Origin of the sequence: Phycicoccus mangrovi (assembly GCF_018729305.1) — a bacterium.
In the GTDB taxonomy this organism is placed as follows: Bacteria; Actinomycetota; Actinomycetes; order Actinomycetales; family Dermatophilaceae; genus Phycicoccus; species Phycicoccus jejuensis.
This window is the reverse complement of record NZ_JAHHWP010000008.1, coordinates 211,369-237,470: the sequence shown is the minus strand read 5'-3', so window position 1 is coordinate 237,470 and position 26,102 is coordinate 211,369. Positions and strand designations below refer to the sequence as shown.

Here is a 26,102-nt window from a genome sequence, read left to right as displayed (position 1 = left end):
TCAGGATTCCGCACCCGGGTCGGTGTGTCGCGGAAGTGACTGCTGTGACGGCTGTTCCGTCGCCGCGATCCGGGCGAGCCGGGCCGTGAGGGGCTCGCCGCCGAGGTCCTCGACGGTCAGCGCGAAGGCGAGGTGGTCGCGCCACTCGCCGTCGATGTGCAGGTACCTGGGTCGCGGTCCCTCGGACCGGAACCCGAGCTTGCGCACGACCGCGAGGCTCGCCGTGTTCTCGGGCCGGATGTTGATCTCGATGCGGTGCAACCCGACCCGGCGCAGGAGGTGGTCGCCGACGAGCGCGACCGCGGTGGGCACGACCATCTGGCCGGCGACCGCCCGGCTCACCCAGTAGCCGACCGTGCACGAGCGGAAGGACCCGAAGACGACCGTGCCGACGTTGACCTGGCCCACGAGCCGGCCCCCGGACTCGACCGCGAGCGGGAGGGAGCGGCCGGCGGCCGCCTCGGCGTCGTAGGTGGCGACGAGCTCGTCGAACGTGCGCGCCGGCGCGTCGGGGTCCGGTGACGTCGCGTCCCACGGCTCGAGCCAGGCCGCGTTCGCCCGCCGCACGGACTGGAAGACCGGCGCGTCCTCACGGACGAGCGGGCGCAGCAGGACGTCCGTGCCGGTCGGCGTGGTGCCCGAGAGCCGCAGCGGCCACACCCACTCCGGCGGCGCCCCGGCCACCGGCGCGCTCCCCTCCGCGCGCCGCAGCCGGCGCCACATCAGTGGTCGCCCCCGCGGACCTGGTCGAGGGCGTGGGGCAGGACCTCGGCGAGGACGGCGAGGGCGTCGCGCACCCCGCCGCTCGAGCCCGGCAGGTTGACGACCAGCGTGCGCCCCGCGAGGCCGGCGAGCCCGCGCGACAGCACCGCGGTCGGGACCCCTTGCGCGACACCGCGCGAGCGCAGCGCCTCGGCGAGCCCGGGCACCTCGCGGTCGAGCAGCGGACGGGTGGCCTCCGGCGTGCCGTCGGTCGGCGTCAACCCCGTCCCCCCGGTGGTCAGGAGCAGGTCGGGGCCGTCGGCCAGCGCCGCCGCGAGCGCGTCGGCCACGGCCGGACCGTCCGGGACGACCCGCGGCTCGGCGACCTCCATGCCCCAGCCGCGCAGCGCCTCGACGATGAGGGCGCCGCCCCGGTCGGGGTAGACGCCCTGCGCCGCGCGCGTGGAGCAGGTGACGACGGCGGCGCGGCGGCCGGTGAGGTCGGCTCCGTCGCTCATCGGCCCTCCTCCCAGTCCCCCGAGCGCCCGCCGGACTTGGCGGTCACCCGGACGTCGGTGATGCGCGCGTGCTTGTCGACGGCCTTGACCATGTCGATCAGGCCGAGCGCGGCGACGGTGACGGCGGTCAGCGCCTCCATCTCGATGCCCGTGCGGTCGGCGGTGCGCGCCTCCGCGCGGATCTCGACGCCGTCGTCGACGACGTCGAGGTCGACCTCGACGGCGTGGACGGCGACCGGGTGCGCCAGCGGCACGAGCTCGGGGGTGCGCTTGACCGCCTGGATGCCGGCGATCCGCGCGACCGCGAGCGCGTCCCCCTTGGGGACCGTGCCGTCGCGCAGCGCCGCGACGGCCGCCGCGGAGAGCAGCACCCGCCCACGGGCCTCGGCGCGACGGGCCGTCACGGCCTTGGCCGAGACGTCGACCATGTGCGCCGTGCCGTCGGCCCGGACGTGGGTCAGCCCGCTCACCGGGCGCTGGAGGTCAGCCACAGCCCCGATGATGCCCCAGTAGCGGCAGGCACCGGAGCGCCTGCCCCTCCTCGACCGTCGCGACGTCCGCGGGGACGACCGCCAGGGCCGTCGCCCCGGCGAGGGCGCCGAGCACGTGCGAGCCCTGGCCGCCGGAGGGGACGACGACGCCGTCGCGCTCGACGACGCGCGTCATCTCGGTGCGGCCGGCGGCGGCCGACCAGGAGGCGCCGGCGACGGCCTCGAAGGAGCCGTCGTCGTCGGGGTCGAGCCCGGCGAGCCGGCGCAGCGCGGGCAGGACGAAGACGTGGAAGGAGACGAACGAGCTGACCGGGTTGCCCGGCAGGGTGACGACGGGCAGGCCGCTGGCGGTGACCCGGCCGCAGCCCTGCGGCATCCCCGGGCGCATCGCGACCTTGGTGAACTCGACCCCGCCGTCGGCGGTCAGCACCTCCTTGACGGTGTCGTAGACGCCCATCGAGACGCCGCCGGTCGTGATGACGAGGTCGGGGTCGCCGTCGGGCGCCGCGAGGAAGGCCCGCACGGCGTCGGCCTCGTCGCGCAGGTGGACGCCCGCCGCCACCTCGGCCCCGGACGCCTCGACGAGGGCGCGGAGCATCAGGTGGTTGGAGTCGACGATCTGGCCGTGCTCGAGGTGGCCGCCGACGGGCACGAGCTCGTCGCCGGTCGAGACGACGGTGACGCGCGGGCGGCGGCGCACGACGACCTCGGCGACGTTGGAGGCGGCGGCGAGCGCGACGTGGCCGGGCCCGAGCCGCGTCCCGGCGGTCAGCACGACGGCGCCGGTGCGCACGTCCTCCCCGCGGTGGCGCAGGTGGCGGCCGACCTCCGGTTCGAGGCGCACCGAGACGCGGTGCGCGCCACCGTCGGTCATCTCGACGGCCACGACGGCGTCGGCGCCCTCGGGCAGCGGGGCGCCGGTCATGATGCGCAGCGCGTGACCGGGTGCCAGGACGTGCCGGGTGGTGTCACCGGCGGCCACGTCGCCGTCCACGGGCAGGACGACCGGGGTGTCCTCGCCGGCCCCGGCGAGGTCCGCGGCGCGGACGGCGTACCCGTCCATCGCGGAGTTGTCGAAGCCGGGGAGGTCGACGGCCGCGACGGCGTCCTCGGCGAGGACGCGCCCGAGGGCGGACCCGACGGCGACGCGCTCGGCCGGCAGCGGCTCGACGAGGGAGAGGACGACCGCGCGGTGCTCGGCGACGGTGCGCATCAGGCGTCCGGTCCGAGGCGGGCGCCGTCCGGTCCGAGGCGGGCGCCGTCCGGGACGTTCCGGTCCTCGCCGGTCAGGTGCACGTCACCGACGCACACGACGTCGGCGCCGAAGGTGACGTCGCCCTCGACCCGCAGGCTCGTGCACTCTCGCAGCGACGGTGCGCCGGAGGGGAACCGCGCCTCGAAGTCGTCGACCAGCCTGTAGGCGGGCCCGAGGTCGACGAACGGGTCGGGACGGTCGGTGGCCGCCTCGACCGTGCCGTCGTCGGCGAGCCGGTAGAGGTCGCTGCGGATGAGCAGCAGCTCGTTGGTCGTCTTGACCGGCCGGAAGCGGCTGCGGGGCACCGCGACCGCGCGCGCCCCGTCGAACAGCTCGACGGCGGCGCCCATCGCCGACTCGACCTGGACGACCGGGGTGGACGAGGGGTCCGTGGGGTCGACGGTCTTGCGGTTGACGATGATCGGCAGGCCGAGGACCCCGTCGTGCTCGTCGAGCCGCTCGGCGAGCACCTCGAGGTCGATCCAGAGGTTGTTCGTGTGGAACCAGCGGTGTCGCTCGAGGTCCTGGAAGTACTCGTCCTCCCCCGGCGCCACCGCGGCCGAGTCGCGCAGCACGAGACGGCCGTCCGCGTGACGGACCACGAGCTGGCCGCCCTTGCGGTCGTTGACGGTGCGCGCGCTCATCTCCGCGACGTACGGGATGCCCTCGGCCGCCATCCACGCCGGGACCGCGCCGTCGCACGTGGCCCCGAGGTTGTCGGCGTTGGAGAGGAACAGGTGGCGGAAGCCGCGCCGCCGCAGCTCCGCGAGCAGCCCGGTCGTGCGCAGCGCGACGAAGACGTCCCCGTGGCCGGGCGGGCACCACTCGAGCTCGGGGTCGGCGGGGTGGTCGACCGGGAAGAGGTCGTCGGCGCGCAGCTTGGGCTCCTTGCTCTGGAGGAAGTCGAGCGGCAGCCCGTCGACCTCCAGCCCCGGGTGGCGCCGGAGGATCTCGAGCGAGGCGTCGCGGGTGCGGAACGAGTTCATGAGGAGCAACGGGACCTGGACGTCCTGCGCGCGGCGCAGCGCCAGGACCTGCTCGGCGATGACGTCGAGGAAGGTCCGCCCCTCGCGCACCTCGAGCGCCGACTTCGGGCCCTGGATGCCCATGCTCGTGCCGAGGCCGCCGTTGAGCTTGACGACGACGGTGCCGGCGAGCGCCTCGCGCACGGCCTCCGGCGTCAGGTCGAGGTCCTCGAGCGACGGCGGGTCCGGCAGCGGGTCGACGCTCGACTCGGGGATCGTCCCCGTCACGTCGGCGGCGAGCTGCTCGTGGTAGCGGGCGAAGACGCGGACGGCGAGCTCGTCGACCCCGGCCTCGCGCATCCTGGCCGTCGCGGCCCGGAGGGCTTCGCTGGTCATGGCGCCCACCCTACGATGCCGGACATGCCGCAGAGCGCGAAGTCCGTGCGCCGGAAGGAGCTGCGCGCCCGCCGCCGGGCGATCGCCGCCGAGCGCTCCGCCGAGGCCGATGCCGCGGCGCTCGCCCGCGGCGCGACGGACCTCCTCGATCGGCTGCGGCTCGGCCCGGGCGCCGTCGTGCTGTCGTACGAGTCGGTCCCCGGGGAACCGCCGACCGCCGTTCTCAACGACGCCCTCGCGGCGAGGGGCGCGCACGTGCTCGTCCCCGACACCCTGGCCGACCTCGACCTCGACTGGCACGACCTCGCCGACCCGGCAGCAGCGCGCCTCGGCCTCGACGCGCCGGGCCGCGCCGACCTCGTGCTCGCCCCCGGCCTCACCGTCGGCACCGACGGCACGCGGATGGGCCAGGGCGGCGGCTGCTACGACAAGGCGCTCCCCCGCCGCCGCACCGGCGTGCCCGTCGTCGTCCTCCTCCACCCCGGCGAGCTCGACGACACGCCGCTGCCCCGGGAGGAGCACGACGTGCCCGTCGACGCGGTCCTCACCGCCGACGGCCTGACCGTCCTGCGGGAGGGCCCGCTCGACCGTTGAACCCGCCGGGTGTGCAGGAATCGACACATTCGACGATTCCTGCACACCGTCTGCTGCCACCACCGTGCAGGAATCGACACATTCGACGATTCCTGCACACCGAGCGCTCCCGGTGGGAGCCGCCCGGTCAGGGTCCGCTCGGCGCGCTGTCCGGACGCAGGGTGAGGACGTCGGGGTCGGTCTCGTCGACGGCGGCGGCCGTGAAGGGCCACGGACGCTGCCGACCCGCCACCCAGTCGTCGACCTGGTCGGCGTAGTGGTCGTCGAGGACGTGCCCGCTGACGCCGGTCTGGTTGATCCACGTCGAGGCGTCGAGGTCGGACAGGTCGACGACCATCCGCATCGACGGCGCCCAGTTGACCTCGTAGCCGTCGCTGGCCGTCCATCCCGTCGCGTTGACGATGGCCGAACCGCCGGGCATGTCGTAGGGGCCCTCGTTGAACAGCCAGCGCACCGGCCCCGGCACGGCGTCACCGCCGAGCACCTTGTGCTGCAGGGTCAGGCGGTGCAGCTTGCCCCAGTCCCAGCCCTGGGGGTCCTTGCCGAGCTCGGTCGTCAGCTCGAGGCGGGCCTCGACGAGCGCCTGGCGCAGGATCTCGTCGCGGCCCTCGGTGATGTTGGGCGTCAGCTTGTTGTCCCACCAGGCGTTGTCCGGGTCCTCGAGGAGCCGGGAGACGGCCGCGCGCCACCGGGCGCCGCCGTCGGACTTCATGTCGGCCGGCAGCTCGTCGTCGAACGTCAGCTCGCAGAGGTTGCGCCAGACCGCGTTGTAGTAGGCCGCGGCCGCGGAGGCGTCGGAGTCGGACGCGGGCGTCGTGAAGTTCCATCCCCGCAGCAGGTCCCGCGCCTCCTCGGTGAAGTCGAGGAGGTCCTGCTGGCCCGTCTCGCCCTCGCGCGCCTCGAGCGGCACCTTGAGCAGGGCCGGGACGAGGGTGCGCGCGAAGAGGTCCTCGTCGTCCATCTGGACCGACGCCATGTCGGCCGGGGTGGCCTTGTCGAGCGTCTCGAGGCGCTGGGCGATCCGGGTCGCACGGTAGCCGTGGTCCCACTCGGTCGTGAGGAACGGCGAGCGGCTGCCGGTCACCTCCTGGTTGGCCGCGACGATGACCCCGTCCTGCGGGTCGAGGACCCACGGCAGGTCGTCGAAGGACAGGTACCCCTGCCAGTCGTAGCTGGAGTCCCAACCGGGCGCCGGCCAGTATCCGGGCGGGCTCTTGGCGATGGCGGCCCGCCGGATGGGGACCAGCCCCGGCGCCTGGTAGCCGATGTGGCCCTCGGTGTCGGCGTAGACGAGGTTCTGCGCCGGGACGGCGAAGGAGCGTGCGGCGGTGCGGAACTCCTCGAAGCTCGTCGCGAGGTTGAACCCGAGGATGGCGTCGGCGGTCTTGCCGGGCTGCAGCCCGGTCCAGGCCAGCGACACGGCGTAGTCCTGGTTCTCGTCGCCCTCGGCCGAGGTCGGGGCCCGGCTGCCGGCGTCCCGGGCGGACGCGAGGACGTCGGACATGATCGGGCCGTGCGTCGTCGCCCGCACGGTGATGCGCTGGTCGGCGTGGCCCGCGACCTTGATGGTCTCCTCGCGGGTCGTCACGGGCTCCCAGTCGCCGTCGCGGAGGTAGGTCTGGCCGACGACGCGCTCGAGGTAGAAGTCGGTGACGTCGGGACCGAGGTTGGTGAACCCCCAGGCGATCTTCCCGTTGTGGCCGATGACGACACCCGGCACGCCGGCGAACGAGAAGCCGGAGACGTCCAGCGGGCAGGCGGGCCCGACCGTGCGGCACGAGAGGCTGTTCTGGATCCAGATGCCCGGCTGGCCGACACCGAGGTGGGGGTCGTTGGCGAGCAGCGGCTTGCCGCTCGCGGTCCTCGCCCCCGAGACGACCCACGAGTTCGAGCCGACGCCCTCGCCGCGCCCGACGAGCTGCGGGACGGTGTGCAGCGCCTTCTCGACCTGCGCGTACGCGGCCTGCGCCCGGGGGCTCGTCGTCTCGTCCGCCACCGACGCGGACGCGGGGGCCGAGGGGGTCGACCCGGGCGACCACTCGTCGGCCGAGAGGATCGGCGGGTGCGCCTCCTCGTCGTAGGAGGGGTAGATGTCGGCGATCTGGGCGCGGGCGACGCGGCCGGTGAGGCGGGCGCGCGCGAGCTCGTCGCTGTAGTCGCCGCGCAGGTCCCAGGCCATCGCCTTGAGCCACGCGAGGCTGTCGACCGGGGTCCACTCCTCGATGTCGCCGAGCGGGTTCTGCAGTCCGAGGACGGTGTACTCGGCCGAGACGTCGCCGGGGCTGCGGCCGCGCAGGTAGCGGTTGACGCCGTCGGCGTACGCCTGGAGGACCTGCCGCGTCTCCGGCTCGAGGGTCGGCAGCTCCTCCTCGGCGATGCGGCGCCACCCCATCGTCCGGATCACCTTGTCGGTCTGGACGCCCGCCGGGCCGACGAGCTCGGCCAGCCGCCCGGCGGTGATGTGCCGCCGCAGGTCCATCTCGAAGAAACGCTCCTGCGCGTGGACGTAGCCCTGGGCGCGCGCGAGGTCGGTGACCGAGTCGCCGTAGATGTGCGGCACACCGCTGTCGTCGCGCTTGACGGTGACGGCCGCCGAGAGACCGGGGAGGGTCGCCTCGCCCGAGTGCGTCGGCAGCGAGCTGCGCAGCGCGGTCACGACGAGCACGCCGGCGACCACCGCGACGACGACGATGACGGCGAGGAGTCCCACCAGGACCCGGCGGGCGACGACGAGGCGACTCACCCTGCGAGACTAGGACACCTCCCCCCACGAGACGAGGACGGTCCCCGTGACGCAGGCGTGGTCGACGCTGCTCGCCGAGAGCGTCGCGCCCGGCGGGTTCACCGTCGACGACCTCTCGCGCGTCCTGCTCGTCGGGAGCGTCGTCCTCGTCGTCGCGGTGGCCGCCGTCCGGCTCTCGCTGCGCTCCGGCCTGCCGTCGCTGCTCGTCTACCTCGCGATCGGGCTGGCCCTCGGCGAGAACGGTCTCGGCATCCGGTACGACTCCCAGGAGCTGACCCAGGTCCTCGGCTACGCCGCGCTCGTCCTCATCCTCGTCGAGGGCGGCATCACGACGCAGTGGTCCGGCATCCGCCGGTCCGTCGCGCCCGCCATCGCCCTCTCGACGGTCGGCGTCTTCGTCAGCGTCATCGTCGTCGCGGGGGTGGCGCGCGGGGTGCTCGGCTGGTCGTGGGAGGTCTCGCTGCTCATCGGCGCCGTCACCGCCTCGACCGACGCCGCCGCCGTGTTCTCGGTGCTGCGCCGCGTCCCGCTGCCCCGGCAGATCTCCGGGATGCTCGAGGCCGAGTCGGGCTTCAACGACGCACCCGTCGTCCTCCTCGTCACGGCGCTCGCGGCGCAGCTGACGCCCGGCGCCGAGCCCGAGCCGTGGTGGCACCTGCTCCTCGTCGCCGGGCTCGAGCTCGCCGGCGGTGCCGTCGTCGGGCTCGGCGTGGGCTGGCTGGGTGCGCGCGTCATGCGGCTCGTCGCCACGACGTCGTCGGCGCTGTTCGCGATCGGCGTCCTCGCCGTCGCGGTGCTCGCCTACGCCGCAGCCGACAGCATCCACACGTCGGGCTTCATCGCCTGCTACCTCGCGGCGCTCGTCCTCGGCAACCTCCCGATGCCCCACCGCCCCGCCGTCACCGGGTTCGCGACGGCCATCGGCTGGCTCGCCCAGATCGGGCTCTTCGTGCTGCTCGGGCTGCTCGCCAGCCCGAGCGGGTTCGCCGAGCAGCTCGTGCCGGCCCTCGTCGTCGGGGCGGCGGTCCTGCTCCTGGGGCGGCCCCTGTCGGTCCTCGTGTCGGTCACGCCCTTCGGCATCCCGTGGCGCGTCCAGGCCTTCCTCTCGTGGGCCGGGCTGCGCGGCGCCGTCCCGGTCGTCCTCGCCACCGTCCCGGTGACGATGGGGACGCCCGGGGTCGAGTGGATGTTCGACCTCGTCTTCGTCCTCGTCGTCGTCTTCACGATCATCCAGGCGCCGACGCTGCCGTGGGTCGCGCGCCGGCTCGGGGTGGGGGCGCTGCACCACCGCGTCGACCTCGCGGTCGAGGCCACGCCGCTCACCGACCTCGGGGCCGAGATGCTCGAGATCGACATCGGCCCCGAGTCGCGTCTCGCCGGCGTGCGCGTCTTCGAGCTGCGGCTGCCGGCCGGGGCGAACGTCGCGCTCGTCGTCCGCGACGACGCCTCGTTCGTCCCCAAGGACGGCGACGTGCTGCGGCACGACGACCAGCTGCTCGTCATCACCCCGACCGCGGTGCGCGCCCGGGTCGAGGAGCGCCTGCACGCCGTGAGCCGGGGCGGTCGCCTCGCCGGCTGGGCAGAGGGCTGAGCCGGCGGCCCCGGGCGTCGGCGGGCGGACCCGGGGTCGGCTCAGGGGTCCGCTCAGGGTCGGATCGGGCCCGACCCCCATGGTCGCGGCCGGCCGCGCACGGAAGGGTCGTCCCCATGATCACCGTGGACCACCTCACGAAGCGCTACGGCGCCTTCACCGCCCTCAACGACGTGTCGTTCTCCGCCCGCCCCGGCCGGGTCACCGGCTTCCTCGGCCCCAACGGCGCGGGCAAGACGACGGCGATGCGCGTCGTCGCCGGCCTCACCCCGGCGAGCAGCGGCACCGCGACGGTCCTCGGCCGCCCCTACGCCGCCCTGCCGACCCCCGGCCGCCACGTCGGCCTCCTCCTCGACGCCTCGGCGCAGCACGCCGGCCGCACCGGCCGCGAGGTGCTGACGCTCGGCGCGATCCTCACCGGCGTCGACCGCCGTCGCGTCGACGAGATGCTCGACGTCGTCGGCCTCACCGAGAAGGAGTCGCTGCGTCGGGTGCGCAACTACTCGCTCGGGATGCGCCAGCGGCTCGGCCTCGCCCACGCCCTGCTCGGCGACCCCGAGGTCCTCGTCCTCGACGAGCCCGCCAACGGCCTCGACCCCGCCGGCATCCGCTGGATGCGCGACGTCCTGCGCGGGTACGCCGCCCGCGGCGGCACGGTGCTGCTCAGCTCGCACCTGCTCAACGAGATCGAGCGCGTCGCCGACGACCTCGTCGTCATCGGCAACGGACGGGTCGTTGCCGCCGGCACGACGGACGAGCTGCTCTCCGGCTCCGGCACGGTGGCCCGCTCGGTCGACGACGCGGCGCTCGCGGAGGCCCTGCGGGCGTCCGGCGTGACGGTCTCGCCGGCGGCCACCGGCGGGCTGCTCGCCGAGACCGACGCCGACACCGTGGGCCGGGTCGCCCTCGCCGCCGGGGTGGCGCTGCGCGAGCTGCGCGCCGGCGACGAGCGCGGGCTCGAGGAGATGTTCCTCGAGCTCACGGCCGGCGCCGCCCGCGAGGAGGTGGCGGCATGAGCACCACGACCACCACCCCCACCGCCACCCGCCGCACGCCGGCCGACAGCACCCCGCACGTCGCGCGGCTGCCCGAGCCGCTCGCGGGGCCGCGACCCGCGCGGGGCATCCCCTTCGGCCGGCTCGTTCGGGCCGAGCTGCGCAAGATGACCGACACCCGGGCCGGGCGCTGGCTGCTCGTCGCCATCGGCGTCGTCATCGCCGGGGCCCTGACCGTCCTGTTCGTCCAGCAGGGCGGCGACCACCCGTACGGTGCCTACCTCCAGGCGACGGCCATGCCGATGGCGCTGCTGCTGCCGGTCGTCGGCATCCTCGCCGTGACCTCCGAGTGGTCGCAGCGCACCGCCCTCGTCACCTTCACCCTCGAGGCCCGGCGAGCCCGCGTCGCGTGGGCCAAGGTCGTCGCCGCCCTCGCGGTCGGCGCCGTCGCCGTCGTCCTCTCCTTCGGGCTCGCCGCCGCCGTGCACGCCGCCGCCATCGGGCTGCGCGGCGCGACCGGTGACTGGGCCGTGGGGGGCACGGTGCTGCTCGGCGCGGGCGGCTACGTGCTCCTCGGCCTGCTCCAGGGCCTGGCCTTCGGGATGCTCCTGCGCAACACCCCGGCCGCGGTCGTCCTCTACTACGTGCTGCCGACCGGCTGGTCCATCCTCGGGTCGCTGTGGTCGGCCGCGGCCAGCGCCGGCGAGTGGCTCGACCTCAACCGCACGATGCAGCCGCTGTTCGGCGGGAGCCTCACCGGCGAGCAGTGGGCCCAGCTCGGCACCTCGGTCGGCGTCTGGGTGCTCCTGCCCCTCCTCGCGGGGATGGTGTGGGTCACCCGGGCCGAGGTGAAGTAGACCTCTGGCAGGGCTGACGGGCCCCCGCGACCGGTGACCGGGCGGGGGCCCGTCGGGGTGCGACAGCGGGGGCGCGGCGCGGGCCGTATCCTTGGGGGACCGCGCCGCCGCGAGACCCGCACCACCGTGAGGGGTCCGGCGGCGCCCCGATGTCGTCCGAGGAGGACCACCGTGCCGACCTACGCCTACGCGTGCACCGAGTGCGACCACCGCTTCGAGGCCGTCCAGTCCTTCAGCGACGACTCGCTCACCGAGTGCCCCGTGTGCGGCGGGCGCCTGCGCAAGCTGTTCAACGCCGTCGGCATCGTCTTCAAGGGCGGCGGGTTCTACCGCACCGACTCGCGCTCGGGCAGCGGCTCGTCAGGGTCCTCCTCCGGGTCGTCCTCGTCGTCCACGGGGTCCTCCGGGTCGTCCGCGTCCGAGGGCTCGTCGTCCGGAGGGTCGACGTCCTCGACCTCGTCGTCCTCGTCCTCCTCGTCGTCCACAGAGGCCTCCGCGGGCGCGTCGTCGTCCACAACCTCGGCCTGACCCCTCCCGGCGGCGGGCGCCGCGACCTAGCGTCGCGGCATGCCCATCGCCCTCCTGCCCGGCCTCCTCGGCCCCGGACGCGCCGCCCGCTGGCGGCGCTCGGTGCTGCGCCGGGTGCTCGCGGCGGCCTGCCTCGGGGTGGCGGTGCTCGCCGTGCTGCACGTCGTGCGTCCTCCCCCACCGCCGACCGTCCCGGTGCTCCTCGCCGCGCGCGAGGTCGCGGCCGGGTCGGTCCTTCGCGCCGATGACGTCGCGTCCGTCCGGGTGCCGGTGGCGGCGCGGCAGCCCGGGGCGCTGAGCGACGTCGCCGCGGTGACGGGCCGGCGGGTCGCCGCGGCGCTGGCCGCCGGGGAGGCGGTCACCGCCACGCGCCTGGTCCCGCGGGGCGTCACCGAGGGTCTGCCGCCGGGGCGCGTCGCGCTGCACGTCGCCCTCGCCGACCCGGGGTCCGCCGGGCTGCTCGCCCCGGGTGGCGTCGTCGCGGTCCACCCCGGGCCGGGCGGTCCCGTCCTGGCGCGCGACGCCGTCGTCCTGTCGGTCGACCCGCCGCCCGACGAGGTCGGCCTCGGGGCCGGGCCCGCGCCCCCGACCGCACCCGGGGCGGTGCTCTCGTTGACGCCGGAGGCGGCCGACCGGGTGCTCACCGGGCACGGCGGCACCGACGGGCTCGTCACCGTGACCCTCCTGGCGACCGGCGGGTGACCGGGTCGCCGGTGCTCCCCCGAGCGATCCGCTGCGGCGACACGGCGGGACGGGGGTCGCGGCCTGTCGCGGCGGGCAATACGGTGGCCGCGTCAACCTCTGCGAAAGGGCAGCACCATGTCGGGCTTCAAGAACTTCCTCCTGCGCGGCAACCTCGTCGAGCTCGCCGTCGCGTTCATCATCGGCACGGCGTTCGCGGCGGTCGTCAAGGCCTTCACGGACATCGTCGTCGAGCTCATCGGCAAGGTCACCGGCGGCGCCGAGTTCAAGTTCGACGACTGGCAGCCGGGCGGCTGGACGACCGTCGGGCCGTTCGTCACGGCCGCCGTGGCCTTCGTCCTCATGGCCGCGGTCGTCTACTTCCTCGTCGTCAAGCCCTACGAGCGGGCCAAGGAGCGCTTCTTCCCGCAGGAGCCCGAGGCCGAGACCATCGACCCGAACACCGAGCTGCTCAAGGAGATCCGCGACGAGCTGCGCGCCGGGCGCGGCATCGGCGGCTGACCACCGGGCACTCCACCCACCCGCAACGGGGCGGCGACCACCACGGTCGCCGCCCCGTCCGCGCGCGGTGGGCGGATCGGCTACTCCCAGTGGGGCGGACGCTGTTCGCGCAGCCAGCGGTCGTGACCGCTCTCACCGGGGCCCGGCTCGACGCGCGGCGTGGCGACATCGGGGGCGTCGTCGGTGCGCGGGTTGGTCGCCGGCCGCGCGGCGCGCCGGGGCCGCCGCCGACGTGGACCGTGGTCGTCGCCGGTCGGAGCGCTCGGACGCTCAGCCACCCGGGGCCTGCCGGACACCCGCGGCGTCCAGCACCCGCGAGACGACGCGGGCCGGGTCGCGGAAGACCTCGGTCGTCCACACCCGCAGGTGCCGCCAGCCGCGCCGCTCGAGCTCGTGGACCCGCACGAGGTCGCGGTCGCGCCCCGAGGGGACACCGGCGTAGGCGGGCCCGTCCCCCTCGACGGCGAGCAGGAGCCGGCCGGGGGCGGTGGGGTCCTCGACCGCGAGCTCGACGGGCAGCGCGGACGTGCCGACCCCCTCGTGGACGACCAGGCCGTGCGCCCGCAGCCGGCGGGCCAGGTCCGCGAGCACCAGCGAGGTCGCGGCGCCGGACGGGACGACGCCCTCCTCGCCGGCGTGGGCCTCGACGTGCTCGAGGACGGTCCGGAGCATCCGGGCGCCGGAGGTGCGCAGCCGGTCCGGGTCGAGGTCGTCCGCGGTGATCGACGAGACGACGGTGAGGCTGCGGCGGGCGCGGGTCAGCGCGACCGCGAGCCGACGGTGGCCGGTGTCGGTGCCGACCGGCCCGAAGCGGTGCAGGACCCGGCCGTGCGGGGTCTTGCCGAAGCCGACGGTGAGGACAACGTCGTCCCAGGTCTCGCCCTGGACGTGGTCGGCGTCCCGGACCGAGAAGGCCTCGCGGCGACCGGGGTCGAAGAACGCGGCGGTGGCGTCGTCGAGGCCGTCGACGGCCCGGCGGACGGCCTCCTCGACGAGCCGACGGTGGCCCGGCCCGAGCGCGATGACGACGAGCGAGCGGTCGGGGCGCCGGCGCGCGTGGTCGAGGACGAGCCCGACGACCCGCTCGACCTCGGCCGGCGTCGACTCGACGGCGGCCTCCCCCTCGGCGACGACGCCGTGCCCCTCGACGAGCTCGTGGTGCAGGACCGCCCCCGTCCCGGTGGCGGGGAAGGTGACGAGCGAGCCGTCGTGCATCTCGGAGTCGACGAACGCGACGAGCCGCTCCTCCATCGCGCCGTACTGCCACGAGAGCCGGCGGGTCGGCAGGACGTCCTCGAGCAGGTCGAGCACCGACTCGGGCTCGGACTCGTCGGGCACGTCCACGCCGGCGGACACGACGAACGGCACCGGGGGCAGCTGCTGGGCGTCGCCGACGAGCACCACGTGGCGGGCTCGGACGATCGCCGCGACGGCCTCGGCGGGCGCCACGAGCGAGGCCTCGTCGACCACGACGACGTCGACGCACTCGCCGGGGGGCAGCACGGACGGGACGGCCAGCGGGCTGGCGAGCCACACCGGCCGGACGGCGGTCGCGAGGTGGCCGACGGAGGCCAGAAGATCGGGCAGCGCCGCGGGCCGCCGGGCCCTGGCCACCTCGGCCCGCAGCCGCGTCTCCTCGTCGGGGCGGGCGCGGCGCACCTCGGCGACGCGTCGGGCGACGGCGTCGAGGACGCGGGGTACCTGGCCCTCGAGGGCGACCCGGTCGGAGTCGACGAGGGTCGAGACCGCGGCCGAGAGGCGGGTCGCGTCGAAGTCCCGCAGGGCCGGGTCGTGCGCCGACAGCTCGTCGGCGATCGAGCACCACCACACCCAGGCCAGCTCGGTGCGGACCCGGTCGGCCGGCACGGCCCGCGCGCGCAGGTCCTCGACGAGCGCGGTGAGGCCGAGCTGCCCGAGCAGGTCCAGACCGAGGCGGATGTCCGGCGCCGCGTCGAGCCGGCCGGCGGCCGCGTGGAGGCGGTCCATCCGGGTCGCGAGGGTCGGGAGGTCGAGCTCGACGAGGTCGAGCTCGTCGTCCTCGTGGGGCAGGCGGTCGTCGACCCACGACGCGTCCTCGACGAGGGCGTCGTGCGCGGCGCGGGCGCGGTCCAGGTCGACGGGGATCTCGGGGCGCCCGCCCGACCCGGCGAGCTCGCGCCAGGCGTGGCGCTGCAGCTCGGCCTCACGCAGGGCGGCGTGCAGGTCGGCCGGCGGGCGGCCGGGGCGCAGCAGCGCGCGGGCCTGGCGCCGTACCCTCCAGCGCTCGATCGCGCCGAGGTCGCTGTCGGAGGCCCGGCGCTCGCTCCGCGTCGCGGTCGCCGCGACGAGGTCGTCGAGCGGGATGTCGAAGACCTCGGGACGGAAGACCTCGAGGGTGTCGCGGACCTGGCCGACGGTCGCGAGCACGCGGTCCCAGTCGAGCACGGTCGGCGCCGCGGGCAGGTGCACCCCGCGGAAGACGTCGGCGAGAGTGCGCCGGGTGTCGTGGACCAGCCCGGTGGCGAGGCGCTCGACGCGCTCGCGGGCCTCCTCGGCCGCCTCGGGCGTGCGCAGGTCGGCACCGAACCACGGGTCGTCGGCGCCGTCGCCGTCCCACGCCGCGAGGGTCGCGACCCGGGTGAGGATGTCGCCGGCCTCGGCGAGCGTCTCGCGGTCGAGCCGGCCGAGCTCGGCGCCCGTGAGCCGCACCCGTGAGCGCGGGGCGTCCTCGAGCAGGGCGTGCCGGCTCACCTCCTCCTGCACCTGGTGCAGGGTCACGCCCCACGGGTCGCGGTGGCCGTGCAGTGCGCGCAGGTGCGTGTCGAGGAGGGCCGCGGCCTCGGCGCGCTCCCGGCGCGACTCGCTGCCCTCGGGGCCGGGCGCGGCGCGGCGCGCGGACGACGGCGGACCCGTGACGCGCTCGACCGCGCGGTCGAGCCCGTCGACGAGCGAGCGCACGACGGCCCGACGCGTGTGCCCACCCCCGGCGAGGTCGAGCACGAGCTCACCCAGCCCGACATCGGTCAGGCGGTCCCGCACCGCGTCGAGGGCCGTCCGCTTCGGGGAGACGACGAGGACGCGCCGCCCGTCGGCCGCGAGCGCTGCCGCGACGTTGGCGACGGTCTGCGACGCACCGGTGCCGGGCGGCGCGTGGAGCAGCAGGTGCGAGCCGCCCCGGACGGCCTCGACGGCCTCGCGCTGCGTGGCGTCCGCATCGAGCACGAGGAAGTCCTCGACCGGGCCCCGGCTGCTCTCGGCGGCCCCGACCGCGACGGCGGGCAGGGCGTCCGGCACACCGGCGAGGGCGGCGACGACGTCGTGCTCGGCGAGGGCGTCGCCGTGCGCCGCGAGGTCGGCCACGAGCGGGGCCTTGTGGTACGGGAAGGTGCTGATGACGACCCGCGGGTCGACGGAGAGGTCGCGCACCGCACGGCAGGCGTCCGCGAGCGCGGCGTACGCCGGGTAGGGGTCGAGCGACCCGCCGGCCGTGGCCAGCTGCTCGAGCCGGTCGGTGTCGAGGGTGATGCCGTGCTCGGACGCGAGGTAGTTGACGAGCGCCGGGTTGACCTCGAGCTCGTCACCGGGCTCGAGCACCCAGTCGTGGCGGCGCGGGTCGGCGGGGCGGGTGGCGAGCGCGCGCAGGAAGACCGGGGCGCCGGGCTGGCGCGGCACGACGCGTCCGTCGTCGAGCACGACCGTCCAGGACGCCATCCCGACCCCGAGGAAGCAGGTGCGCACGGCGTGCTCGCGCTCGATCTCGGTCGCGGTGTCGTGGATGCGCCCGAGCCGGGTGCGGGCGTCGTCGAGGGCGTGCGGCTCGCGGACCAGCTCCGACAGCCGCGTCGCGCGCCCGCCGAGGAGGCCGCTGCGGGCCCCGAGGTGCGCGGAGGAGAGGTCGAGGGTGCCGACGGGGAGGTCCCGGTACCAGAGCAGCGTGTTGGGGCCGCCGAGCTCGACGAGCTGGCGGGTCCAGCGGGCCCGCGCGTCGGCGACGCGCTGGGCCCGGACGGTGGCGGGGTCCGGGGCGATGCTCAGGTGCCCTCCCCGGGGTTCGTCGTCGTGGGACGCGTCGGCGGCGCCGACCCGTCGGTCGGGCCGTGCGTCGCGCACCGGTCCGCTCGCAGTCACCCCAGCAGGCTAACAACGCGCCGCCGACGCGTCCGGGAGGCGCGGCGCCGGCGGCCCCACCCCGGTCGAGGTGAAACCCGACCACGCGAAGGTCGACCTTCACCTCGACCCCGGAAGCCCTCACCCGGGTCGAGGTGAAACCCGACCACGAGGGGGTTGGTCTTCACCTCGAACCGATCCCGACGGCCCGTCTCCGGAGGGGTCCGCGGCCCGCTGTTGGTCGCTCCGCATCTCGAAGCAAGTGGGATGAGCGGCTCCCCTGCATCACCTCTCGGAGCGAGCGGGACGAGCGGCTCCCGTGCGTCACCACCGGACGCAGCCGACCGCTCGTCATGGTTGCGCCGCAGGAGGACGCGAACGACAGCGGGCGGACGGGCACCGTCTCCCGGGTGAAGCCGTCCGCCGCCGCGCGTCCGCCGCCGCAGTCGGGCTGCGCGCCCCGGCGGGGGTTCCGACGTCAGGCGGGGACGGGCCGGCCGTCCCCGTCGAGCGGGTCGGCGGGGACGCGGGTCGCGACCGCTACGAGGCCGATGACCATGGCGAAACCGAGGGAGGTCAGCGCGAGGGCCTGGAAACCGACCCGGTCGACGATGACGCCGGCCACGGCGCCCCCGCCGCCGGCCGCGAGGCCCATGAGCAGGTCGGACGCGCCCTGGACCCCGGGCCGCTCGGCGGCGGGCACGGCCGAGGTCAGCAGGGTGGATCCCGCGACGAGGGTGCAGGACCAGCCGAGGCCGAGGAGGAAGAGCCCGGCGACGAGGGTCGAGGACTCCCCCATCGGCGACACCGAGGCGAGCAGCGTCGCCGCGCCGAGGATGCCGGACCCGACGAGCGCGACGACGCGGCCGCCGACGCGGTCCACGGCGAGGCCGGTGAGCGGCGAGAAGGCGTACATCCCGATGATGTGGATGCTGATGACGAGCCCGATGACGGTCAGCTCGGCGTGCCCGTGGGACATGTGCAACGGCGTCATCACCATGACCGAGACCATGACGCCGTGCCCGAGGGCGAGGGTCAGCAGCCCGAGGCGCGCGACGGGGTGGGCGAAGGCGACGCGCAGCCCGCGGGTCACCGAGCCGTGGGTCGGCTCCCCGGGCTCGCCCCCCTCGTCGAGCGCGAGGCGGCGCGAGAGCAGGAGCGGGTCCGGGCGCAGGCGCACGAGCACGACGACGATGGCCAGCAGCAGCCCGACGAGCGAGAAGACGAACGGGCCGGTGAGCCGCGGCAGGCCGAGGGCGTCGGCGATCGGGGCGCTCGGGCCGACGAGGTTCGGGCCGAGGACGCTGCCGAGGGTGGTGGCCCACACGACGATGCTCAGGTCGCGGGCCCGGCGGTCGGGCGGCGCGAGGTCGGCGGCGGCGTAGCGGCTCTGGCTGTTCGCGGTCGTCGCCCCGCCGAACGCCAGGCTGGAGACGAGCAGGAGCGGGAAGCTGCCGATGATCCCCGCGGTGATGAGCCCGACCGCGCCGGCCGCCGCCAGCGCGTACCCGAGGACGAGGCCCGGCCGCCGGCCGCGGGCGGCCATGACACGCGCCATCGGGATGGCGACGAGCGCGGAGCCGAGGACCTGGAAGGTGCCGCCGAGGCCGGCGAAGCGCGCCGAGCCGCTGACCTGCTCGGCGAGGAGGGCGCCGACGGCGATCCCGGCGGACAGCCCGACGCCGCCGAGCACCTGCGAGCCGACGAGCGTCGTGACGGTGCGGCGCTGCAGGGTCGCGCGGTCGTGGGTCTGCAGGCCGTCGGTCACGAGCGCAGTATGCCGTCGCGCCGGACGGCGCACGCGCCGGACGGCGCACGCGCCGGGCCGACACCGGCCGCGCGCGCCGACCCCCGGTCGCGCCCCGTAGGCTGTGCGCGGTCTTCCCGCCCTCGTAGCTCAGGGGAAGAGCACTTCTCTCCTAAAGAAGGTGTCGCAGGTTCGAATCCTGCCGGGGGCACTCAGGGCCGGTCGCGCGAAGCGCAACCGGCCTGAGTGCCGTCCGGGCGGATGACGGGAGCCGGAGCCGGCCGCGAGGAACGAGCGGACGGCGACGTCGGCTCCTGCCGGGGGCACTTGACGCCGGCTCTGCCTTGGGCACCCCCGACACCGGCGGTTCCTGCCGGGTGCGCCAGCACGCGCCACGCGACGTCGTCGGCAACCTTGACGGAACCGTGAGCGAGGCCTGAGGTTCCCGCCGGACGGCACCGCCCGCGCGGGGCATCGTGGAGACATGACCCCGAGCCAGCACCCGCACACCCCTGTCCTCGGCTGGGCCGAGATCCTGCCGTTCCCCTCCCGCGAGCCGTGGCCGGACGAGCCGGTCGCGGCCTGACCCACGGGGACCGGGCGGCCTGCGCCGTCCGTCCCGCGTCACCCCCGGGGATCCCGGCCGTTCGGCCATGCTTCGACGACCGGACGACGCCGTGGTCAAGTTCGACCGGCCGGTGCCGATGGGTCATCCGCCACGGCTCGCCGACCGCGCGGGCCCACGTCGAGGAGGTCCTGTGCTGCGCCGGACGGTCGGCTTCCTCGCGGTGTACTGCGTGGCCATCGCCGTGGGTCGCGCGACGGCCCAGCCCGAGACGCAGCTGGCCCTCTTCTGGCCGGCGGCCGGCGTGGGCGTGCTGTGGGCGCTGCGGACCGTCTCCGTGCGCGAGCTCACGACCGCCGTGGCCCTGACCGGGGTCGCGGCGACCGTCGGCAACGTCCTCACCGGCTTCGACCTCCTGCCCGGCGCCCTGCTCGGGCTCGGCAACCTCCTCCTCGGCCTCTTCACCACCCTCGTCTACCGCGCCGTGGCGCCGCGGCACGAGCGTCGCGGGACCGTCCGCCGCCTCTCGGAGCTCAACCGGCTCGTGCTCTCGACGAGCGTGGCGATCCTCGCGACGTCCGCCTGCGGGCTGGCCGCCCTCCTCATCGAGGGGCGCGAGGCCTCCCTCGCCGTCGGCATCGCGATGTACCTGCGCAACCTCGCGTCGGTGGTCGTCGTCGTCGGCGCGACCCTCGGCACCCGCCGGCACCACACGCTCCCCGGCGTGCGCCAGGGCGTCGAGGCCACGGCCATCCTCGGGGCGACCGGCGCCGTCGCCTGGTGGGTCTTCGGGCCGGGCCAGACGCTGCCGCTGGCCTTCATCCCGCTCGGCCTGCTCGTGTGGGCGGGTGTCCGCCTGCCCCTCCCGCTGACCGCCCTCGACGGGGCGGTCGTCGCCGTGCTCCCCCTGGTCCGGCTGATGACCGGCGCCGGCGGCCCCTTCGGCGAGATCCGCGACCCCCACACGCAGGCGCTCGTCCTCCAGGGCTACATGATGCTCGTCGCCTTCCTGGCCCTGGTCCTCGGCACCTACCGCGCCGAGCTGCGCTCCCTCGTCGGGAACGTGCGCCAGGAGCACCAGTGGTCCGACCGCCTCATCGCCTACGCCCCGAGCGGGCTGCTCGTCGTGCGTCCGGAGGGCCTGGTCCTGCAGGCCAACCAGGCGGTCGGCGAGATCCTGCGACGCGACCCCGCGGACCTCGTCGGGATCCGCGGCGACAGTCTCGACGAGGGCACCGAGCCCGGCTTCGCCACCATCCTCGCGCAGGCCGTCGCGGCCGGCGGCGAGCTGGTCCAGGCCGAGTGGACCGCCCGTGACCACGCCCAGCAGCCGATCGTGCTCTCCTGCAGCGCCCGCGCGGTGCCCGGACCGGACGGCGACCTCGTCGTCCTCGTCAACCTCGTCGACGTCTCCGAGCGACGGCTCATCGAGCAGCGGCACGCGCACGACGCCGCGCACGACGACCTGACCGGGCTGCCCAACCGCCGCCAGCTCGACACCCTCATCGCCTGCCACCGCCAGACCCCCCGGGCGCGGGAGCGCGGCGCGCTGCTGCTCATCGACCTCGACCACTTCAAGCAGGTCAACGACACCCGCGGTCACTCCGCCGGCGACGTCCTCCTCGCGGACGTCGCGCGCGTGCTGCGCCGGGCCGTCGGCGGCCAGGGGACCGTCGGGCGCCGTGGGGGTGACGAGTTCGAGGTGCTCCTCCCGGAGGCCGACCTCGCCGCCGCCGAGGCCGTCGCGTGGTCGCTCGTCGACGTCGTCGAGAAGCACGGCCACGCGACGCGCGTCGAGCTGGGGTGCGCCGTCACCGCGAGCATCGGCGTCGCCACGTTCGGTCAGGCCCTCGCCGCGGGCATCGACGTGGAGGTGCTCGCCGACTCGGCGATGTACTCCGCGAAGCGCACCGGGGGCAACAAGACCCGCACCTGGCGCCCCGTCGAGCCGGCCGCCCAGCCGTCGGCGCCCCTCTCCGCGACGGCCTGACGCCCTCCCCTCCCCCTCCCCGGCAGACGCGTCCCCGTCCACGACGGCGCTCCGGGGCCCGGCAGACGCGTCCCCGTCCACGCCGGGGCTCCCGGGCCCCGCTCCCTCTGCGCACTTCGGGGACATCGGCGTGACTGATTGCCCATCTGCCACCTCCCGACCCCTCCAGGAGGGCCTGCGAGGTGGCGGATGGGCAATAAGTCGCGTTCGGGCCGGCTGGGGTGGGTGGCCGGTGACCGGCGGACCGGACGGGAGGTCAGGCGCCGACGGGGTGGATGGGCAGTCAGTCGGTGACGGCGGGCTCGGGCGTGGGCCGGCCGAAGAGGTACCCCTGACCGAAGCGCACCCCGAGCGAGCGCAGCGTGTCCCACTGCCGGGCGGTCTCGACGCCCTCGGCGCAGACGGTCGACCCCATGCTCTCGGCCCAGCCGACGAGGGTGCGCAGGTCGTGCTGGCGGTCCGGGTCGTCGAGGTCGTCGAGCAGCCCGCGGTCGAGCTTGACGACCTCGGGCCGCAGCCGCATGAAGCGCTCGACCGTCGAGTACCCCTTGCCCCAGTCGTCGACCGCGATGATGGCGCCGCGCGCGCGGCAGTCGGCCACGACCTCGCGCACCCGGTCCCACTCCTCGACGTCGGTCTGCTCGGTGATCTCGATGACGAGTCCCGTGAGGTCCGCGGGGAGCACGGCGGCGACCGCCTCGCTGATGAGCGCGCCGACGCTGACGTTGACCGAGAGGTACCCTCGCGCCGGCCGCCGGCGCAGGGCCGCCGCGATCGCCGACGCCTCGAGCAGCGACCCGTCGCCGAGGCGGTGGGCCGCGGCGAAGACGGACTCCGGGTCGCCCTCGGCGAAGCGGCTGAGCGCCTCGTGGCCGATGGGGTCGCCGGCGTGCAGGTCGACGACCGGCTGGAGGGCGATGCGCACCGGCGGGGTCGTGCCCTCGAGTCCGGCGCCTGCGACGCGCACGCACCCGCGGCCGGCGTGCTTGGCGTCGTAGAGCGCCCGGTCGGCCCGCTCGACGACGGTGCCCGGCTGGGCGCCCGGCTCCCAGGTCGCGACCCCGGCCGAGAACCGCTGGCCGTCGGGGGTCGCGGCCTGCATCGCCTCGAGCCGCCGGACCACCTCGTCCGGGTCGGCGCCCGGCAGGAGCAGCCCGAACTCCTCCCCGCCGTAGCGTGCGAGGAGCTCGCCGGGCTCGAGGAGCGCGCTCCACGCCGCGACGGCCTCGCGCAGCAGCCGGTCGCCGGCCTGGTGCCCGAGCCGGTCGTTGTAGCGCTTGAAGTGGTCGAGGTCGACGAGGGCCACGGTCAGCGGCCCACCCTCCTCCTCGGCCCGGTGCACCGCGCGCCCGAGCTCGTGGTCCCACGACCGACGGTTCGGCGCACCGGTGAGTCCGTCGCTGCGCGCGAGCGCGGAGAGCTGCACCGCCTGCTCCTCGACGACGCGGACGAGGACGGCGATGCGGACGACGACGAGCAGCGACAGGACGATGCAGCCCGCGCCGACGACGCCCCACGGGATGTCGAGGCCGAGCGTGCCGACCACGAGGAGCGTGATGCCGGGCAGCGCCGCCGCGCCCCCGAGCGCCGCGAGCCGTCGGCCGACGGACGCCGCCGGCGTGGAGCGGGTGTCGCCGCCGACGAGCGCCGCCCCGGACGGCGAGCACGCGGCGGCCGCGGCCGCGACGTAGCCGAGCAGCCACAGCACGTCGAGCCAGCGCGGCGTGGTCGCCAGGGGGTCGACGAGGGCGAAGGCGTTCCACACGAGGTCGGCGGCGGTCGTCGCGGCCATGCTCAGCATGAGGAACCGGAAGGCCGGGTTGCGCGAGCCGACCGAGGTCCACAGCCGGACCAGCACCCCGACGAGGACGACGTCGCCGACGGGGTAGGCCGTGGCGACGAGCCGGCCGAGCACCGAGGTCGTGGAGTCCACGGCGATCGGCGCCACGAGGAAGGTCCCGACGACCGTGCCGAAGCCCGCGGCGACGATGAGCGCCTCGAGGATCGGGGTCGGGTCCATCCCGCGCTGCCGGCCGCGGACCAGCCGCAGCAGGCCGACGGTGAGGACGACGTAGCCGGAGAGGTAGAGGACGTCGCTGGTCAGCGGGTAGCTCGTGAGGTGGAGGTAGCTCTGCTCGACCGTGAACAGCGCGTCGCCCGCGACCCAGAGCGAGTACCCGGCCAGGACGACGAGCCAGCCGCGACGACGGGCGGTGAGGCGCCGGGCGCCGACGAGGGCGAGGACCATCGCGAGGATCCCGACGGCGCTGTTGCCGACGTCGCGCACCGTCCCGTCCGGCACGACGAAGTAGGCCCCGCACAGGCCCAGCAGCCCGAGCAGCGCCGCGCGCAGCGCCGTGGGCATCGGCGCGGTCGGCGCCGCGCCCGTCGGCCGCTTCCGCGGGCCCGCGACGGCGCGCGGACCGCTCCCCCGCGCCCCGTGGACCTCGTCGGCGGCGTCCCCCTGCCGCGCCGACCGGGGGGTCACCCGACCCGCACCTCGTCGACGCGCGGGGCGCCGCCCGGGACGAGCGCCTTCGCCTCGGTGAAGGGCACGGGACGCGACCAGAGGTAGCCCTGGCCGCGGCCGCACTCCTGCTCCTCGAGCCAGGCCGCCTGCTCGGCGGTCTCGACGCCCTCGGCGACGGTCGTCATGCTGAGCGAGCGGCTCATCTCGAGGATGGCCAGGGTGACGGTCGCGGCGTGGCGGTCGTCGACGATGTCGTCGATGAAGCTCTTGTCCACCTTGAGGATGTCGACGGGCAGCTGCGAGAGGTAGGACAGCGAGCTGTACCCGGTGCCGAAGTCGTCGATGGCGATGGACACCCCGAGGTCGCGCAGGCCGTGGAGGGAGCCCGCCGCGGACACGATGTCGTCGAGGAGCACCGACTCGGTGATCTCGAGGACGAGGAGGGTCGGGTCGAGGCCGGTGCGGGCGAGGACGCCGGCGACCTCGGCGGCGAAGTCGGGCTTGGCGAGCTGCTGGGCGGAGACGTTGACGGCCATCGTCACGCGGGTCCCCGGGGCCTGGAGCTCGACGGCGGCGCGGCAGGCCTCGGCGAGCACCCACGACCCGAGGGCGACGATCGCGCCGGACTCCTCGGCGGCGGGGATGAACTCGTTCGGCGGCAGGAAGCCCCGCGACGGGTGCTGCCAGCGCACGAGCGCCTCGAAGCCGGTCACCTGGCGGGTGCGCAGGTTGACCGTCGGCTGGAAGTGCAGGAGCAGGCCGCCGGTCTCGATGGCCTCGACGAGCTCGTTCTGGAGGGTCAGCCGGTCGAGGGTCACCGCGTGCTGGGCGGCGTCGAAGACGCGCAGCGTGCCCTTGCCCTGCTCCTTGGCCCAGTACATCGCGACGTCGGCCTCGCGCAGGGCGTCCTCCGCGGTCGAGCTGCGGGTGTCGGCGAGGGCGATGCCGAGGCTGGCCTTGACCGACCAGGACACCCCGTCGATCGAGACCGGCTGCGCGAGCACCTCGAGGATGCGCTGGCCCATCTGCTCGGCCGCGGCGCGGTCCGTCTCCTCCATGAGGACGGCGAACTCGTCGCCACCGAGCCGGGCCGCGGTGTCGCGGGAGCGCAGCACGGAGCGGAGGCGGTCGGTGACGACGACGAGGAGCCGGTCTCCGACGGAGTGCCCGCGGGTGTCGTTGACCTGCTTGAAGTCGTCGAGGTCGAGGAACATCACGGCGAGGGTGCCCTCGCGGCGGGAGATGGCGTGCTCGAGCCGGTCAGCGAACAGGGCGCGGTTGGCGAGCCCGGTCAGGGCGTCGTGGAAGGCCTGGTGCGAGAGCTGCTCGGCGAGCTCGTGCTGCTCGGTGACGTCACGCAGGGTGAGCAGCCACGCCTCGACGGTCGACTCACCCAGCAGGTTGGTCAGCGTGCCCTCGCCGACGATGGTGCGCCCGTCGGCGCGGGTGAGCCGCAGCCGGACCGCCTGGTCCCCGTGCCGTCCGTCGGTGAGGAGGGCGAGCAGGGTCGGCGCCTCGTCGCCGACGAGGTCCTTGACGTGCTGCCCGACGAGCTCGTCGGGCGTGCGGCCGATGACGGCCGGGGCGGACGGGCTGACGAACGAGATCGTCGCGTCGGCCTCGATGACGACGATGAGGTCGGCGCTGTTCTGGACCAGCGCCAGCAGGCGCCGCTCGCGCTGGTCGACGACCCGCTGGGCCGTCAGCTCGCGCTCCAGCCGCCGGTGCCGGTCGACGATGCGGCGGAACCACGCGAACCAGCCGATGGAGACGCCGACGAGGAGGCCGGCGTGGATGGCGAAGGCCAGCCAGGCGCGGCCGCTGCTCGCCTCGGCGAGCTCCTCCGCGAGAGCGGCGTCCGCGGCGCGCAGTGACGCCAGGGCGCCCGCGTCGCCGGGAGCGGTCTCGAGCGCCCGGGCCGCGGCGACGGCCGTCGCACCGACGGAGCCGGGGGTGAGGTCCACGCCGGCCCGCGCGAGCCCGTCGACCGTGCGGGCCAGGGCATCCGGGGTGGCCGAACCACTCGCCACCGACGTGGCGACGGCGGAGAACGCGGACGCGGCCTCGCGCTGGCGCTGGACGCCGTCCCCGAGGTGCCAGACCCCGGTGAGGAAGGCCATCTCGAGCACGACGACGAGCAGCGTGCCCACGACGGTGGCCGTCGAGCGCAGCCGGGTGCGGCCGTCGCGGTTCATCAGAGCTCCTGGTCTGGTGTCCGCGGTTCGGACCCCACGACGACGCTAGGGACCGACCGGTGCCGGTGGCGAACCGACGGGGCCGACACTGGCCGTTCGACCGAGGCGGTCTGCCCGACCGTCCGCACCGCGGGCAGGTTTGCCGGGTCTCCTCCGGGGTAGGACCGGTGCGGCCGCCCGCCGTCGGCGGCCGGAGGTCACGGAGCCGGTC

18 protein-coding genes, 1 tRNA gene and 1 pseudogene are annotated in these 26,102 nt (G+C 75.5%); 9 read left to right on the top strand and 11 right to left on the bottom strand.

Annotated elements, in window-relative coordinates; genetic code table 11:
* From KMZ30_RS05920 to KMZ30_RS05900, 5 genes are read right to left on the bottom strand one after another with little or no spacing between them, the layout of a single operon-like run.
* The gene (locus tag KMZ30_RS05920) at positions 1–684 is read right to left on the bottom strand and encodes a GNAT family N-acetyltransferase (RefSeq protein ID WP_308279668.1); all 684 of its coding nucleotides are present in this window, start codon (positions 682–684) and stop codon (positions 1–3) included.
* Between the two features lie 38 nt (positions 685–722).
* Complete coding sequence (locus KMZ30_RS05915) at positions 723–1,220, bottom strand: MogA/MoaB family molybdenum cofactor biosynthesis protein (protein WP_215512412.1); 498 nt, start codon at positions 1,218–1,220, stop codon at positions 723–725.
* Positions 1,217–1,711 (bottom strand): cyclic pyranopterin monophosphate synthase MoaC, encoded by a 495-nt coding sequence (gene moaC, locus KMZ30_RS05910; RefSeq protein ID WP_308279667.1) that lies wholly within the window; start codon positions 1,709–1,711, stop codon positions 1,217–1,219. The genes KMZ30_RS05915 and moaC overlap by 4 nt, the downstream gene beginning before the upstream one ends.
* Positions 1,704–2,924, bottom strand: coding sequence for a molybdopterin molybdotransferase MoeA (locus KMZ30_RS05905; protein WP_215512411.1), 1,221 nt, complete (start codon positions 2,922–2,924; stop codon positions 1,704–1,706). Before KMZ30_RS05905 ends, moaC begins: the two co-directional genes overlap by 8 nt.
* On the bottom strand, positions 2,924–4,327 hold the full coding sequence (locus tag KMZ30_RS05900) for a UTP--glucose-1-phosphate uridylyltransferase (protein WP_215512410.1): 1,404 nt from the start codon (positions 4,325–4,327) through the stop codon (positions 2,924–2,926). Before KMZ30_RS05900 ends, KMZ30_RS05905 begins: the two co-directional genes overlap by 1 nt.
* A 24-nt stretch (positions 4,328–4,351) precedes the next feature.
* Here KMZ30_RS05900 and KMZ30_RS05895 point away from each other — a divergent pair, with 24 nt between their 5' ends.
* Positions 4,352–4,921 carry a 5-formyltetrahydrofolate cyclo-ligase gene (locus KMZ30_RS05895; protein ID WP_226902052.1) on the top strand — a complete coding sequence of 190 codons (570 nt, stop codon included), beginning with the start codon at positions 4,352–4,354 and terminating at the stop codon, positions 4,919–4,921.
* 127 nt (positions 4,922–5,048) lie between these two features.
* On the opposite strand, the gene KMZ30_RS05890 is transcribed toward KMZ30_RS05895, so the two are convergent.
* Complete coding sequence (locus tag KMZ30_RS05890) at positions 5,049–7,664, bottom strand: penicillin acylase family protein (protein WP_215512408.1); 2,616 nt, start codon at positions 7,662–7,664, stop codon at positions 5,049–5,051.
* Between the two features lie 46 nt (positions 7,665–7,710).
* On the opposite strand from KMZ30_RS05890, the gene KMZ30_RS05885 reads away from it, so the two are divergent.
* The 4 genes and pseudogenes from KMZ30_RS05885 to KMZ30_RS22270 all read left to right on the top strand — a co-directional run.
* A complete protein-coding gene (locus KMZ30_RS05885) occupies positions 7,711–9,255 on the top strand; it encodes a potassium/proton antiporter (RefSeq protein WP_308279666.1) in 1,545 nt (514 codons plus the stop codon).
* A gap of 116 nt (positions 9,256–9,371) precedes the next feature.
* The gene (locus tag KMZ30_RS05880) at positions 9,372–10,271 is read left to right on the top strand and encodes an ABC transporter ATP-binding protein (RefSeq protein ID WP_215512407.1); all 900 of its coding nucleotides are present in this window, start codon (positions 9,372–9,374) and stop codon (positions 10,269–10,271) included.
* Positions 10,268–11,107 carry an ABC transporter permease gene (locus KMZ30_RS05875; protein WP_215512406.1) on the top strand — a complete coding sequence of 280 codons (840 nt, stop codon included), beginning with the start codon at positions 10,268–10,270 and terminating at the stop codon, positions 11,105–11,107. The genes KMZ30_RS05880 and KMZ30_RS05875 overlap by 4 nt, the downstream gene beginning before the upstream one ends.
* 33 nt (positions 11,108–11,140) lie before the next feature.
* A pseudogene (locus tag KMZ30_RS22270) lies at positions 11,141–11,419 on the top strand (FmdB family zinc ribbon protein); the annotation flags it as partial.
* Positions 11,420–11,433: 14 nt separating this feature from the next.
* Here KMZ30_RS22270 and KMZ30_RS22265 read toward each other — a convergent pair.
* The gene (locus KMZ30_RS22265) at positions 11,434–11,592 is read right to left on the bottom strand and encodes a hypothetical protein (RefSeq protein ID WP_308279690.1); all 159 of its coding nucleotides are present in this window, start codon (positions 11,590–11,592) and stop codon (positions 11,434–11,436) included.
* An 82-nt stretch (positions 11,593–11,674) separates the two neighbouring features.
* Here KMZ30_RS22265 and KMZ30_RS05865 point away from each other — a divergent pair, with 82 nt between their 5' ends.
* Entirely contained in the window at positions 11,675–12,337 is a 663-nt protein-coding gene (locus KMZ30_RS05865; RefSeq protein WP_215512404.1) for an SAF domain-containing protein, read from the top strand.
* Positions 12,338–12,454: 117 nt separating this feature from the next.
* Positions 12,455–12,838 carry a large conductance mechanosensitive channel protein MscL gene (gene mscL / locus KMZ30_RS05860; RefSeq protein WP_215512403.1) on the top strand — a complete coding sequence of 128 codons (384 nt, stop codon included), beginning with the start codon at positions 12,455–12,457 and terminating at the stop codon, positions 12,836–12,838.
* Positions 12,839–13,108: 270 nt separating this feature from the next.
* Here mscL and KMZ30_RS05855 read toward each other — a convergent pair whose 3' ends face one another.
* Positions 13,109–16,945, bottom strand: a complete 3,837-nt coding sequence (locus tag KMZ30_RS05855; RefSeq protein WP_308279665.1) for a PDDEXK-like endonuclease domain-containing protein — start codon at positions 16,943–16,945, stop codon at positions 13,109–13,111.
* Positions 16,946–17,402: 457 nt separating this feature from the next.
* Positions 17,403–18,692 carry an MFS transporter gene (locus KMZ30_RS05850; RefSeq protein ID WP_308279664.1) on the bottom strand — a complete coding sequence of 430 codons (1,290 nt, stop codon included), beginning with the start codon at positions 18,690–18,692 and terminating at the stop codon, positions 17,403–17,405.
* A gap of 118 nt (positions 18,693–18,810) precedes the next feature.
* Between KMZ30_RS05850 and KMZ30_RS05845 the strand changes: the two genes are divergently transcribed.
* Positions 18,811–18,882, top strand: a tRNA-Arg gene (locus KMZ30_RS05845).
* Between the two features lie 547 nt (positions 18,883–19,429).
* Complete coding sequence (locus KMZ30_RS05840; protein ID WP_215512402.1) at positions 19,430–21,226, top strand: diguanylate cyclase; 1,797 nt, start codon at positions 19,430–19,432, stop codon at positions 21,224–21,226.
* 283 nt (positions 21,227–21,509) lie between these two features.
* Here the strand turns inward: KMZ30_RS05840 and KMZ30_RS05835 are convergent, their stop codons facing one another.
* Together KMZ30_RS05835 and KMZ30_RS05830 are read right to left on the bottom strand one after the other, a co-directional pair.
* Positions 21,510–23,714 (bottom strand): GGDEF domain-containing protein, encoded by a 2,205-nt coding sequence (locus KMZ30_RS05835; RefSeq protein WP_215512401.1) that lies wholly within the window; start codon positions 23,712–23,714, stop codon positions 21,510–21,512.
* Positions 23,711–25,891 (bottom strand): putative bifunctional diguanylate cyclase/phosphodiesterase, encoded by a 2,181-nt coding sequence (locus KMZ30_RS05830; RefSeq protein ID WP_215512400.1) that lies wholly within the window; start codon positions 25,889–25,891, stop codon positions 23,711–23,713. The genes KMZ30_RS05835 and KMZ30_RS05830 overlap by 4 nt, the downstream gene beginning before the upstream one ends.
* Positions 25,892–26,102: the final 211 nt, after the last annotated feature.

Excerpts from the sequence above, each read along its gene's own strand:
- KMZ30_RS05900 (WP_215512410.1), bottom strand. The coding sequence starts at position 4,327 with ATGACCAGCGAAGCCCTCCGGGCCGCGACGGCCAGGATGCGCGAGGCC.
- KMZ30_RS05875 (WP_215512406.1), top strand. The coding sequence starts at position 10,268 with ATGAGCACCACGACCACCACCCCCACCGCCACCCGCCGCACGCCGGCC.
- KMZ30_RS05905 (WP_215512411.1), bottom strand. The coding sequence starts at position 2,924 with ATGCGCACCGTCGCCGAGCACCGCGCGGTCGTCCTCTCCCTCGTCGAG.
- mscL (WP_215512403.1), top strand. The coding sequence starts at position 12,455 with ATGTCGGGCTTCAAGAACTTCCTCCTGCGCGGCAACCTCGTCGAGCTC.
- KMZ30_RS05895 (WP_226902052.1), top strand. The coding sequence starts at position 4,352 with ATGCCGCAGAGCGCGAAGTCCGTGCGCCGGAAGGAGCTGCGCGCCCGC.
- KMZ30_RS05865 (WP_215512404.1), top strand. The coding sequence starts at position 11,675 with ATGCCCATCGCCCTCCTGCCCGGCCTCCTCGGCCCCGGACGCGCCGCC.
- KMZ30_RS05915 (WP_215512412.1), bottom strand. The coding sequence starts at position 1,220 with ATGAGCGACGGAGCCGACCTCACCGGCCGCCGCGCCGCCGTCGTCACC.
- KMZ30_RS05880 (WP_215512407.1), top strand. The coding sequence starts at position 9,372 with ATGATCACCGTGGACCACCTCACGAAGCGCTACGGCGCCTTCACCGCC.
- KMZ30_RS05830 (WP_215512400.1), bottom strand. The coding sequence starts at position 25,891 with ATGAACCGCGACGGCCGCACCCGGCTGCGCTCGACGGCCACCGTCGTG.